The sequence below is a fragment of the Methylobacterium endophyticum genome, assembly GCF_050591105.1.
GTDB lineage: Bacteria > Pseudomonadota > Alphaproteobacteria > Rhizobiales > Beijerinckiaceae > Methylobacterium.
The window spans coordinates 112,788-125,052 of record NZ_JBNHES010000012.1 but is presented as its reverse complement, the minus strand read 5'-3'; the positions used below and the strand labels follow the sequence as shown (position 1 = coordinate 125,052).

The window sequence follows — 12,265 nt, the reverse complement described above, 5'->3', positions numbered from 1 at the left end:
CCGCTTCGCGGGCCACCCTCTCCCGCAAAGGAGAGAGGGAGAGAAGGGCGCCGGAACCGGGATCCGTCTCTCCTGCACGGCCCCTACCGCATCACCGCGTCGAGCAGCCGGTTGGTGTCGGCGAGCTTGCCGGCGAGCTGGAGGATCAGGAAGCGCTGCACCCGCGAGGCGAGGTCGGGCCGCTCGTGCTCCATCCGTGCGAGCGCCGCCCGGTCGAGGGCCACCACGCGGCAGGGGCTCTCGGCGAGCGCCGAGGCGGTGCGGGCGCCCCCGCGCACCAGGGCGATCTCGCCGATCAGCGTGCCGGCGGTGGTGGTGCGCAGGCGCAGGTTCGGCCGGCCCGGCCGTTCGAGCTCGATGGAGACCGTGCCGGCCTCGACGAAATACATCGCCTCCGCCTCGTCGCCCTGGCGGATCAGGCGCGCGCCGGGGTCGAGGCTCATCGGCGTGAGGTAGGGGCCGAGCTCGCTCTCGGGGATCGTGCAGCCGAGGGCGCGGCCGATCTGGCGGGCGAGGGTCTCCTCGCTCTCCCCGGCATGCCCGCCCGCTTCCGCGAGGAGGGCGGCCTCCGCCCGCTGGAGCGCGTGGTCGAGGGTGTCGACGGCGCGGGCCCTCGGCGCCGTCGCCGCGATCTGCCCACGCACGCTCGCCGGCACATGCACGAGGAGCAGGTCGAAGCGGTGCTCGTCGGCGATCTGGGCGATGGCGCGGAAGGCGACGAGGGCCGAGCTGTCGAGGGCGACGCATTCCTCGAAATCGAGGACCACCGTGCGCAGGTCCGGGGCGGCGGTGGCCGCCGCCTTGATCCGCCGCCGGACGGTCTGGGCGTTGAGGAAGAACAGGTAGCCCTGGAGCTTGAAAACCAGCGTCCGGCGACCGGCCGCCATCAGCAGCCGCGCGGCCTCGGGCGAGCGGATCACGCTGCTCGGGCGCTCGGCCCCGTCGAGCACCACCCGCACCGCCGGGATGCGCCCGTACTGGAGCGCGAAGATCAGGATCGCCAGGGCGAGGCCGATCAGGAACCCGTCCACCGTCCCGAGGATGGCGGCGCCGAAGCAGACGACGAGGGCGGTCCCGGCCTCCCAGCGCGGCAGCGTGCGGCATTCGCCGACGAGCCGGCCGACCAGCCCGAGGCCGATGGCGACCAGGGTGCCGCCGCCGATGGGGCGCGGCATCAGCTCGAGCAGTCCGGCGCCGCCGAGGAGGAGCGCCGCCTGCCCGGCCACCACCAGGGCGTAGCCGAGCCGGTTGCCGCCGCCGTTGGAATGGAGCGTCAGGGTCGAGGTGCGTCCGACGCCCAGGGTCAGGCCGCCGGCGAGCCCCCCGAGCAGGTTGGCCGCGCCCGTCGCGACGAAGATGCGGTCGACATGCAGGTCGCGCTTCAGGTCGAGCTCGATGCTGAGCACGTAGAGGACCTGCACGATCACCGCGACGAGCACGAGAGTCGCGAGCTTCGGCGCCAGGGGGAGCAGGCTCCCCGCGTCGAGCCCGGTCCCGTCGAGGATCTGCGGCATGCGCAGCAGCGACCCGTGCGGCAGCGGGCCGATGAGCCAGCCCTCGGCCTGGGCCGTGGGGATGTCGATGCCCAGCGCCAGCCGCGCCGCATGCACGGCGAGCGCGCTGCCGAGGATCAGCGCCGGGTAGACGCTCCAGTGCCGGATCCGGCGCGGCAGATAGAAGGCGCCGACGCCGATGGTCACTGTCGCCAGCGCCTGCTCGACGCTCGCGGGCCTCACCCCCTCGCCGAGGGAGCGGACGGCGCCGTCGAGACCGGCGCCGACATGGAGGCCGCCGGAGATGAACAGCAGGCCGATGCCGCCGAGATAGCCCGTCAGCACCGGATAGGGCAGGAGCTGCGCCAGCAGCGACATCCGGCAGAAGCCGAGCGCGAGGAACGCGATGCCGGTGACGCCGGTCGCGATGCCGCAGACGAGGATCGCCGCATGCCCGATGGCGCGCGCGTCGGTGACGCCGGTCGCGGCCAGATGCGCGGCGACCGAGGCCGCGATGGCGGCCTGCACGATGGCGGCCGCGCCGATGAAGGACAGGGTGATCGGCACGCCCCGGCGGATCGCCGACAGGAGGAGGCTGCCCGCCACATAGGCCATCAGCATGGCCGAGAGCCCGTCTGCGATCGCCCCGGCCAGGGGCCCGGCGAAGACGAGCTGGACATAGGCCATCAGGTCGGTGACGAGCACGATCGAGGTGACAAGCGCCGCCGCCGCCGTCCTCGGCAGGCCGTCGAGACCGCGCCGGACCCGGCGCGACGGCGGGGCCTGCCCGAGCGCGGAGCTGTAACGGGACTCCATCCGAGGTGGTTCTCCGCCCGGTCTCTGAAAACGGCGCGCCGGGGCGCGGCGGCGGGGGAATTCGATGCCCGGGAGAGGGCTTAGCATCCGCCGGGCCGCGCGCCAGAGCGGCCCCGGTCACAATCTCGGAAAAACCTCCGGCGTGTCCGGCCGTCAACCTTCGAGGCGCCGGGCCACGTCCTCGGCCAGCGACAGGCTCGACGTCAGGCCCGGACTCTCGATGCCGAAGAGCTGCACCAGCCCCGGCAGGCCGTGCTCGGCCGGGCCGTCGATGAGGAAGTCGGCGGCCGGCTCGCCCGGTCCGCTGAGCTTGGGCCGGATGCCGGCATAGTCCGGCACCAGCGACCCTTGCGGCAGGCCGGGCCAGTAGCGCCGGACCGCCTCCTCGAAGCGCCGGGCGCGGGCGGGATTGACCGTGTAATCCTCGTCCTCGATCCACTCGACATCGGGGCCGAACCGCATCCGACCGGCGAGATCGAGGGTGAGATGGGTGCCGAGCCCTCCCTCGACGGGGGCCGGATAGATCAGCCGGGTGAAGGCCGGCCTGCCGGCGAAGCCGAAATAGCTGCCCTTGGCGAGGACGCGGCGCGGCACCCGGTCCGCCGGATAGCCCTCGATCCGCGCCGCGAGCGCCTGCGCGCCGAGCCCGGCGCAATTGACCAGGGCCTCGCAGGGCAGGGCGCCCGGCTCGCGCCCGCCGAAATGCGCGGTCCAGCCGGTCCCGTCCCGCGTCACCCCCTCGACCGGCGTGCCGAGGGCGACGGCGCCGCCGGCCGCTTCGAGGTCGCCGAGGAGCGCCTGCATCAGGGCGTGACTGTCGACGATGCCGGTCTCGCGGGAGAGGAGCGCCCCGGCGCAGGCGAGGGCGGGCTCCATCGCCATGGCGGCACCCGCGCCGACGAGTTCCAGGCCCTCGACGCCGTTGTCGGTCCCGCGCGCGTGCAGCGCCTCGATGGTGGCGAGCTCGTCCGCCGAGGTCGCCACCACGAGCTTGCCGGGGCGGGCATGGGGCACGCCGTGGGCCTCGCAATAGGCGTAGAGGAGCCGCCGGCCGGCCACGCAGTGCCGGGCCCGCAGGGAGCCCGCCGGATAGTAGAGCCCGGCATGGATCACCTCGGAATTGCGCGAGGACACGCCGGTCCCGACGGCCTCTGCGGCCTCCGCGACGACGACCTCGCGTCCCCCGAGCGCGAGGGCCCGCGCCGTGGCGAGGCCGACCACGCCCGCCCCGACGACGAGGACGGTCACGCGGCGACCGGATGAGCGCGCGGCGGTGTCGCGGCAGGGGGCACGGCGGGTCCGTCGTGGATCTTTCGGCGGTCGTCAGCAAACGCCGCGGGCCGCTCCCGTGTCAACGGAAGCGGCCCGGCTCGCCCGCGCGCGGCGGGCGGTGTCGTGTCGTCTCAGGCGAGCAGCGCGCCGTGCTGCGTGGCGGACATGTGGTTCGAGAGGTTCTCGGGGCTCTCGCTGAACTGGAGCAGCACTTCGGCGCGGTCGAGCAGGTGCTGGTCGAGGAGGCTGGTCCAGCAGGCCAGGCCCACGGCGTCGGAGCCGCGATGCAGGGCGTTGTTGTACAGGCTCTCCACGAAGGCGTGGTTGTCGACGTTGGTGCCGTAGCGGGCGGCGAATTCCGGCGAGTTGATGAAGTCGGTCGCCACGTCGTGAAGCGAATAGCCCTGGCCGAGATGGGCCACCCAGAAGTCGAGGCCGGTGGCGTCGGGCGCCCGGTCGAAGGCCGCGCCGTAGAGGCGGAAGGCATCGCCCGTGTTGCCGTCGAGATTGAGCAGGATGGTCTGGTCGGCGAAGTGCACGCGCTCGACGTTGATCATCTCGTCCGTCTGGCCGGTGGCGGTGTTGGTCAGGAGCCAGGCGCCGCTCGACTCGCGGGCCACGCTCCAGGCGCTGAGGAGGCCGCTCTCGACCACGGTGTCGGTGCCGGCGCCGCCGTCCATGACGTTGTGGTGGCCGGTGCCGCTGAAGAAGGTGTCGTTGCCGGCGCCGCCGACGAAGATGTCGTTGCCATGGCCGCCGATGAGCACGTTGCCGTGGTCGTTGGCGACGAGCTTGACGTTGCCGTCGCCGGCGATGGCGGTGTTCACGTTCGAGTCGCTGGAAAGGTAGAGGCCGCGCCCGGCGATCACCGAGGTGGCCCCGGCATGCAGGTCGATGAGCGCGTCGCCCGTCGTCGCCGAGGCGTTGATGACGCCGTGGCCCGAGGTGCTCTGGAGGACGCCGCGGCTGCCGTCGCCGAGGCTGCCGAAGGCGTCGGTATAAACGTAGGTCTCGTCGTTGGCGGCCGGATCGGAGCCGTGCAGCGACAGGGTCGCGCCGGTGAAGGTGCCGGCGACGGCGCCCGTGCCTTCGCTGACCCGCAGGGTCCAGGTGCCGGCGCCGGATTCGCCGAGGAAGGCGTTCGATTCCAGGGTGAAGGTGGTGAAGGCGACGCTGCCGCCGACATGGTTGAGCAGCGTGCTCACGGTGCCCTCGGGCGAGATCAGCTGCACCACGAGGTCGCTGGTGCGGCCGTGATTGCCGGCGAGGGTGATCTCGGCGTTCTCGAGGTCGATCGCGCTGGTCACGTTGAAGCGGTAGGTGATTGCGGTGTTGGCGCGCAGGACCTGGGTCTGCGTGGCGGTGACGCTCAGGTTGAGCTCGTTGGCCGAGGTGCTCTGGGCCGTCCAGGTCTCGGCGAGGCGCACCGCCGCATGGGCGTCGACGACGCCGAAGCCGGTGTCGTTGGAGAAGCGCATGCCGCCGCCGTTCCAGTTCTCGGCGCCGTTGGTCGTGGTGGTGATGCCGCTCGGCTGCTCGGCCGTCATCGCCAGGATGGTGCGCACGTCGCGCCAGCCGAGATGGGGGTTCGCCTCGAGCATCAGGGCGACGACGCCGGAGACCTGGGGGGCCGCCGCCGAGGTGCCGCCGAAGGTGTTGGTGACGTTCGTCGCCGAGTAGCCGGCCGTGCCGGGCAGGTCGGTGGTGGTGATGCCGAGCGTGCCGCCGTTCGAGGGAGCCGAGACCAGCAGCGAGGCGCCGGGGTTCGAGTAGTACGAGACCCCGCCCTCGGAGGTCACGGCGCCGACGGCGATGACGGGGCGGTCGTTCGAGAGGTTCGACAGGTTGGTGTCGCCGCCCGAGACGCGGGAGTTGCCGCCGGCGACCACCTGCACGGTGCCGAGGCCGCCGCGACCGTGGTCGGCGGCGTAGACGATGTCGTTGAAGAAGCCCGAGAAGGTCGAGGACAGCCGGTTGGCGTAGAACGCGTAGTTCCAGCCCCAGGAGTTGTTGGTCACGTCGTAGTTCACGGCCTGGGCCATGGTCGCGGTGATCTGGGCCATGGTCTGGCCGACGACCGTGTAGGCGGAGAGGTTCGCGTTGTAGGCGACGCCGATCGGCGCCTGCGACGAGGGGCGCGCGGCGATGATGCCGGACACGGCGGTGGCGTGCATGTCGCCGTCGTCGAACACCGCCACGTTGACGCCCTGGCCGGTGGCTTCCTGCCAGGCGCTGGTGACGTTGAGGCCGGGGGCCGCGGCGGTGCCGTGCTGGAGGTTCCACAGGCTGGCGGTGGCGACGCTGCTGCTGCGAGCGGCGATCAGGGTGGAGATGGTGTTCCAGTCGGCGGCCATCGGTCTGCTCCAGAATTCGTAGGAGCAGAATGGATCCAGACCCTATTGTTTGAGTTGATTTGTGTAGTTAAAGAACAGCAACCCTGGCAATGGACAACAAAAGCAAAATTTACGAGGCAATTAACTCTAAGTATTTCTGAGGATATGCTTTGTTAATCCTCGAAATTAGCTTGTGGTTTTGTTAAGTTAGCCGATCGTTGCATTTACCGGTCGTTTTCGCTGAATCGGATGTTACCGGATCGCGCGCTCCGGCCGGCCGCGATGCGGGGTCCGGGAGGCGATGGCGGCCTTGCCGGACAGGTCCGTTCCCCGGCGCGGGAGGCCGGTGCCGTTGACAGCCTCGAAGGGCCGTGCTTGCCGTCGCGGGCAGGCGCGGCGGCGACGACGGCCGAAGTCAGTGGAGCGACGGTGCCCGAGACATGACAGCCGGACGGAAGATCACGGACGTCCTCATCAATACTCTGGCCGTCTTGGCGGCGCTGCTCTCGCTCGCGGGCTTCGTCTACATCGTGCACCACGCCCTCCAGGCCCGGCAGGAGGAGGACGACGCCTCCGCGCTCACCGCGAACGCCATCTCCGGCGAGATCACGAGCCAGCGGAAGCTCGCGGCCTGCTACGCGGATGGCTGCCCGCCGCTGCCGCAGTCGCAGATCATCTCCTGCGCCTGGTGGCGGATCGTCGTCAGGAGCGGCGGAGACCGCGCCGATGACCGCGCCAGGGCGGCCACCGCCTGCGAAGGCTTGAGTTCCGTCGACGTCGCCATCGCCGACAACGCGATGCGCTCCCTCGATCACCGTATCGAGGCCCGCCGCGCCTCGGCGCAGCCGCGCTAGGGAACGGCGCGATCATGTCCGCGACCCTTCGCCGGCCCTCTCGCGGGGCTCCTCCTGTCGGGAGCCGGCCGGCATGTATGTCGTGACCATGGCCTCCCGGAAGGGAGGGGCCGGCAAGAGCACGCTCAGCATCCTGCTCTCCGCGATGTTCGCGCATGCGAACCTGCGCGCCGTGCTGATCGACTGCGATGTCGGCCAGTACACCGCCCATGTCTGGGCCTCTCAGCGCAACGGCGCGCCGCCGCAGGTCGTCGCCGTCGAGGACGCCGCCGAGCTCGAACGCGCCGTCGCGCGGGCGCGGGCCGAGCAGGCGGATTTCTGCATCATCGACACGCCGGCGGGCGCGGCGCCCGTCACCGACGCGGCCGTCCTCGCGGCGGACATCGTCGTCATCCCGACGAAATGCGACGTGGCCGACCGCTGGGCGGTGGGCACCACGGTCGAAGCGGTGGAGGTCACGGGCAAGCCGTTCCTCATCGTCCCCACGGAGGTGCCGGCCAGGCGCCTCGGCATCGAGGCGTCCGACCTGCGCCGTCTGCGCCACGACCTCGCCGATTTCGACGACGTGCTCTGGGAGGGCCAGATCACCGACCGCCGGGCGATCAGCTACGACCTCGCCGACGGGCGGGTGCCGAGCGAGTCCGACTGGGGCGGAGCGACCAACAAGGAATGCCTCGCGCTCTGGCGCCGGATCATGGACGTGCTCCAGGAGACACCGCCGCCGCCCGGTCCGGCGTGACGGACGCGGCTCGGTCCTCCTGCGCTCGTTCCTGCTCTCGGTTTTCCCGGCGACTGTGAATTGCAGGCACGGCCGCGTTGATTAGGCTCCGGCGACCGGGCAGGGTTCCGGTCCGGCCGGCCGATCGGCGGCGGGGGCGTCAAGTCGGGGATCATGCAGGGCTTCCACGTTCTCGTCGCGGGAGTCGAGCCGACCGCCCGGCAATCCGTTCCGCAGGCGTTCCGCGTGTCCGAGGTGGTCGCGCTCGACGCCGCCGGCCTGCACCTGCTGCGCGAGGGGGACGGCGAGCCGCGCGCGACCGGCCTCGCACCGCTGCCCTGCCTCGCGCTCTTCGCCACGCCCAAGACCCTGCCGCTGATGCGCGAGGCGCGCGCCTGGATCGCCGCGCAGGCCGCCGCGCCGGTGCCGGACGTCGTCCTCCTCGACAGGAAGTCGCCCCCCGCCTTCGTGGAGCGCACGCTCCTCGAGAATCTCGCCGCGGCCAACGCCGCGCTTGCCGGATCGGCGCTGCGGCAGGCGCGGCGGGTGGCGCGGCTGCGCGCCGAGGTCGAGATGCTCGGTGCCGTCCGGGCCGGCCTCGACCGCTTCGTCGGCGAGACCGGACTCGCCCAGCTCAAACGCGTCTTCTCCACCGCGACGCCGGATTTCGAGACGCAGATCGAGCTCGTGCACGGCGCGCCCCTGCGGCAGGTGCTGCCGGTGGCCGGCACGGGCTTCGCGGCCATCGACCTCGCCTGCACGGGCGGCAAGCGGCGCGGCTCCTTCGTCGCCCGGCTGACACTGCTGGAGGACGGCGAGGTGCTGGCGGAATGGCGCGTGCCGACGCCGGCTCAGGACGGCTGGGTCCGGCTCGGGCTGCCCGTCGCCCATGCCGGCCTGCTGCGTACCCTCTGCCTCGTGGTCGAGCCGGCCTCCGAGAAGTCCCCTTGCGCCAATCTCGCCCTCGGCGCCCATCAGCCGCTGCCGGCCGCGCAGCTCGGGGATGCGCGCACCGGCCTGCCCATCGCGCCCCATTCGCTGGCCTTCCGCCTCTACGCGGCCGTGCCGGGAACGACGCCCCCCCATTCCGCCGACACGCTGATGCCCGTCGCGGCGCGGAAGGCGAAGCCCGTGCCTTACGCGCTCCAGGCTCTGCCGGCGGAGGACCTCGCGCGGGTGGCCGAAACGGATCCGGGGACCGGCGGCCCGAACCTGCTGTTCGTGGCCGACGTCGCCGCGATCCTGTGCCGGCCCGGAGCGGGCGGGCGCATCCGGGCGGCCTGTCCCGCCGGGGCGCGCGGCCTGATGGCGAGCGTCGGCGTCCATGCGGACACGCCGAGCGCGGCGGTGGGCGTCCTCGGCGTCGACGCGGGAGCGGCCGAGCCCGCGCTCCAGCGCGTTCCGGTGAGCAGCGGCGGTGTCGAGGAGGTGTCGCTGCTGTTCCCCGAGCCCCTGCGGGAGGCCCGCGACATCCTCCTCTCCGCCGAGGCGGTCGACGGCGCCGCAGAAGGCGCCTGGGTCGTCTTCCGGGACCTGCGGATCTATACGTGAGCGCCCCCGCCCCGCCCAAGGCCCGGACCCAGCGCGGGGCGAAGGCCGGGCCCGCGCCCGCCGTCCCCGCCGTCCCCGCCGGGCCGGCGGTGGCGGTGGTGATCCCGGCGCACGGCCAGCCGCATTTCCTGAGCGAATCGGTGGCCTCCGTGCTGGACCAGCCGGAGGGGATCGACTGGCGCCTCGTCATCGTCGACGACGGCTGCCCGTCGCCCGAGACGGGCGAGCTCGGCCTGTCCTTCGCGCTGGCCGATCCGCGCATCCGCTATCTGCGCACCGCCAACCGGGGGCTCAGCGGGGCGCGCAACCTCGGCATCGCGCATGTGCTCGCCGAATGGCCCGCCTGCGGCGCGCTCTACATGCTCGACGCCGACAACCGGATGACCCCGCACACCCTGGCCGCCGGCCTCGCGGCGCTGGCGGCCGATCCGGCCCTGAGCTTCGCCTATCCGCAGCTCAGCAAGTTCGGCATCACCTGGTCGGGCCATGTCGACGTGCCCGTCTCGGACCTGCACGTCCTGGCCCAGGGCAACTTCATCGAGGCGAGCTCGCTGATCCACCGGCGCGTCTTCGAGGCCGGCCTGCGCTACGACGAGACCATGCGCGACGGCTACGAGGACTGGGAGTTCTGGATCCAGGTCGCGGCCGCCGGGTTCCGCGGTGTCTGCGTGCCGGCCATGGGGCTCGACTACCGCTACCGGCCGGAGAGCATGGTGCGCGGGTCCGCTCGCCAGCGCCCGCTCCTGCTCGACGCCCTGCGCCGCCGCCATCGCTCGCTCTACGCGGCGCCCGCGCTGCGCGCCGTCGAGCAGGCGCACCACCCCCGCTACGCCATGCCGGAGGCGCGCCGGATCACGTGTTTCACCGATCCCGCCGGGCCCGCCTCCACGCTGCCCCGCGACGATTTCGCCGGCCTCCTCTGGCGGACGCTCTGCGAGCCCGAGCGGACCCTGCTGCCGCCCTACCTGCTCTTCGCCGACCCGGCCGCCTTCGCGGCCTTGCGCTCCGCCGGGCTGGCGCAGGGCGCGCTCCGGCGCCTGGAGGCGGCCTGCGATGCTCACGGGGGCCGTGCCGGCCTCGTCCTGGCCGGCGGCGCCGTCCTCTCGGCCGGTGCTGCGGGGGAGGGGGAGGCCGGGCTCGTCCTGGTCTCCACCCAGGCTTTCGCCGAGGCCGTCGCCGCTCCGCAGCCCGCCGACGCCTTCCTCTCCGAACCGTCCCGGATCGGCCTCACCGTTCCTTCTGCCTGGACGGCGCTGCCGCCGCCGACGGGGAGCGCCGGGCTCGCGCTCTCCGAAGCGCTCGATCTCTGCCGCGAGGAGACCCGCGACTGGGAGCGGCCGGAGCGCTGGCACTGGCAGACGGTGACGCTGCCGGACGCCGCCGGTCTCGTCGCCTACCTGCGCCGGGAGGTCCGGGGCGGTCCTCTGTCCAATGTCGCGCGGCCGGCGGGAGGGCGCTCGCTCTGCCTGGCGGCCGACGCCGCCGCCTTGGCGCAGGCGGCGCCGTTCGCCGCGTTCTGCGCCGGGCGCGGCCTGCCCTTCCACCTCGCGCTCGTCGGAGGGGAGGCCGGACCGGACGCCCTGGAGCCGTTCCGCGCGGCAGCCGGCATCGATCTCGTGGACATTCCCGAGCCGCAGCCGTCGCCCTTCCGCTATTTCGGACAGGGCTTCGAGCTGCCCTCCGCCGAGGACGAGGCATGGAGCGGGGTTCGCGGGGCGTTGGCGGGCCACGATCTCCTCGTCTGCGCCGCGCCCCGGCTGTTCCCGCTGCTGGCGGGCTTGCGCGCGCAGGGGACGCGGACCCTCGTGCCCCTGGCGCCCGGCCAGCCCGGCCATCGGATCGTGCTCGCCTTCGAGCATGCCATCGACGCCGTGCTCGCGCCGACGCGGGCCGAGGGAGAGCGGCTTTCGGCGGAGGGCTTCCCGGACTCCAAGATCGCCGTGCTGGCGGACGATCCGGGGGGCGTCGCGGCGCTGCTCGCCTGAGGTCCGCGGCCATCCGCGCCGACGTGTCCTGGTCGACTTCATGCAACGGTGGCCCATCTCTGTCGCGACGGGCGATTTGTGCGTCGCGCAACGCCCTTGTGCCACTCGGGGCGCTCGTCTAAGCCTCCGCCCGAGCGCACACTGGCATTGGAGGAATTCCAGTGCCTCCCCGACGCGGGACGTGCGCGACGGTCCCTGAGGTTCGAAGGCGCGAGGTATCGGATGACCGGCCTGCTGGCGGACTACCTGCCCCTCATCGTCTTCATCGGCGTGTCGCTGTTCATCGCGGTGGCCCTGCTGGTGGCGCCGTTCCTGGTGGCCTACAGCGCCCCCGATCCCGAGAAGCTGTCGGCCTACGAGTGCGGCTTCAACGCCTTCGACGACGCGCGCATGAAGTTCGACGTGCGTTTCTACCTGGTGGCGATCCTGTTCATCATCTTCGATCTGGAGGTCGCCTTCCTGTTTCCCTGGGCGATCACCTTCGGGGACCTCGGCTGGTTCGGCTTCTGGTCGATGATGGTCTTCCTCGGCGTGTTGACCGTGGGCTTCGTCTACGAGTGGCGCAAGGGCGCCCTCGAATGGGACTGAGCCCGATTCGACACCCGTAAATCGCCCGTCCGCGACATCGAGGCAGCCATGGCCACCAACTCGGCCTTCACCGACATCCCCTCCCGCGCACCGGCCGTGGCGCCGCAGCCCAAGGGAATCATCGACCCGAACACGGGCCGGCCAATCGGCGCGGACGATCCGACCTTCCTGTCCATCAACAGCGAACTGGCCGATCGCGGCTTCCTCGTCACGTCGGCCGACGAGCTCATCAACTGGGCCCGCACCGGCTCGCTGATGTGGATGACCTTCGGGCTCGCCTGCTGCGCCGTCGAGATGATGCAGATGTCGATGCCGCGCTACGATTGCGAGCGCTTCGGCTTCGCCCCGCGCGGCTCGCCGCGCCAGTCGGACGTGATGATCGTCGCCGGCACGCTCACCAACAAGATGGCCCCGGCGCTGCGCAAGGTCTACGACCAGATGCCGGAGCCGCGCTACGTGATCTCCATGGGCTCCTGCGCCAACGGCGGCGGCTATTACCACTATTCGTATTCGGTGGTGCGCGGCTGCGACCGGGTGGTGCCCGTCGACATCTACGTGCCGGGCTGCCCGCCGACTGCCGAGGCGCTGCTCTACGGCGTGCTTCTTCTTCAGAAGAAGATCCGCCGCCTCGGCACCATCGAGCGCTGAGGTCCCG

Annotated in this window: 9 protein-coding genes; 6 read left to right on the top strand and 3 right to left on the bottom strand. The window is 72.1% G+C overall.

The annotated features are described in order from the left end of the window. Positions 1 to 83: 83 nt before the first annotated feature. The 3 genes from ACP56T_RS14560 to ACP56T_RS14550 form a co-directional block, all read right to left on the bottom strand. On the bottom strand, positions 84 to 2,309 hold the full coding sequence (locus ACP56T_RS14560) for a cyclic nucleotide-binding domain-containing protein (protein ID WP_430912850.1): 2,226 nt from the start codon (positions 2,307 to 2,309) through the stop codon (positions 84 to 86). 153 nt (positions 2,310 to 2,462) lie between these two features. After that, on the bottom strand, positions 2,463 to 3,557 hold the full coding sequence (locus tag ACP56T_RS14555) for an NAD(P)/FAD-dependent oxidoreductase (RefSeq protein WP_430912849.1): 1,095 nt from the start codon (positions 3,555 to 3,557) through the stop codon (positions 2,463 to 2,465). A gap of 155 nt (positions 3,558 to 3,712) precedes the next feature. Beyond that, positions 3,713 to 5,935 (bottom strand): DUF4214 domain-containing protein, encoded by a 2,223-nt coding sequence (locus ACP56T_RS14550; RefSeq protein WP_430912848.1) that lies wholly within the window; start codon positions 5,933 to 5,935, stop codon positions 3,713 to 3,715. 419 nt (positions 5,936 to 6,354) lie between these two features. On the opposite strand from ACP56T_RS14550, the gene ACP56T_RS14545 reads away from it, so the two are divergent. From ACP56T_RS14545 to ACP56T_RS14520, 6 genes are all read left to right on the top strand, one after another. Further along, a complete protein-coding gene (locus tag ACP56T_RS14545; protein WP_430912847.1) occupies positions 6,355 to 6,768 on the top strand; it encodes a hypothetical protein in 414 nt (137 codons plus the stop codon). A gap of 73 nt (positions 6,769 to 6,841) precedes the next feature. Next, complete coding sequence (locus tag ACP56T_RS14540; RefSeq protein WP_430912846.1) at positions 6,842 to 7,507, top strand: ParA family protein; 666 nt, start codon at positions 6,842 to 6,844, stop codon at positions 7,505 to 7,507. 153 nt (positions 7,508 to 7,660) lie between these two features. Next, on the top strand, positions 7,661 to 9,037 hold the full coding sequence (locus ACP56T_RS14535) for a DUF6212 domain-containing protein (protein ID WP_430912845.1): 1,377 nt from the start codon (positions 7,661 to 7,663) through the stop codon (positions 9,035 to 9,037). Then, positions 9,034 to 11,022 (top strand): glycosyltransferase family 2 protein, encoded by a 1,989-nt coding sequence (locus tag ACP56T_RS14530; protein ID WP_430912844.1) that lies wholly within the window; start codon positions 9,034 to 9,036, stop codon positions 11,020 to 11,022. The genes ACP56T_RS14535 and ACP56T_RS14530 overlap by 4 nt, the downstream gene beginning before the upstream one ends. A gap of 222 nt (positions 11,023 to 11,244) precedes the next feature. Then, positions 11,245 to 11,610, top strand: a complete 366-nt coding sequence (locus tag ACP56T_RS14525; protein ID WP_430912843.1) for an NADH-quinone oxidoreductase subunit A — start codon at positions 11,245 to 11,247, stop codon at positions 11,608 to 11,610. A 48-nt stretch (positions 11,611 to 11,658) separates the two neighbouring features. Beyond that, positions 11,659 to 12,258, top strand: a complete 600-nt coding sequence (locus ACP56T_RS14520; protein WP_430912842.1) for a NuoB/complex I 20 kDa subunit family protein — start codon at positions 11,659 to 11,661, stop codon at positions 12,256 to 12,258. Positions 12,259 to 12,265: the final 7 nt, after the last annotated feature.

Excerpts from the sequence above, each read along its gene's own strand:
- ACP56T_RS14540 (WP_430912846.1), top strand. The coding sequence starts at position 6,842 with ATGTATGTCGTGACCATGGCCTCCCGGAAGGGAGGGGCCGGCAAGAGC.
- ACP56T_RS14520 (WP_430912842.1), top strand. The coding sequence starts at position 11,659 with ATGGCCACCAACTCGGCCTTCACCGACATCCCCTCCCGCGCACCGGCC.
- ACP56T_RS14545 (WP_430912847.1), top strand. The coding sequence starts at position 6,355 with ATGACAGCCGGACGGAAGATCACGGACGTCCTCATCAATACTCTGGCC.
- ACP56T_RS14525 (WP_430912843.1), top strand. The coding sequence starts at position 11,245 with ATGACCGGCCTGCTGGCGGACTACCTGCCCCTCATCGTCTTCATCGGC.
- ACP56T_RS14535 (WP_430912845.1), top strand. The coding sequence starts at position 7,661 with ATGCAGGGCTTCCACGTTCTCGTCGCGGGAGTCGAGCCGACCGCCCGG.
- ACP56T_RS14550 (WP_430912848.1), bottom strand. The coding sequence starts at position 5,935 with ATGGCCGCCGACTGGAACACCATCTCCACCCTGATCGCCGCTCGCAGC.
- ACP56T_RS14560 (WP_430912850.1), bottom strand. The coding sequence starts at position 2,309 with ATGGAGTCCCGTTACAGCTCCGCGCTCGGGCAGGCCCCGCCGTCGCGC.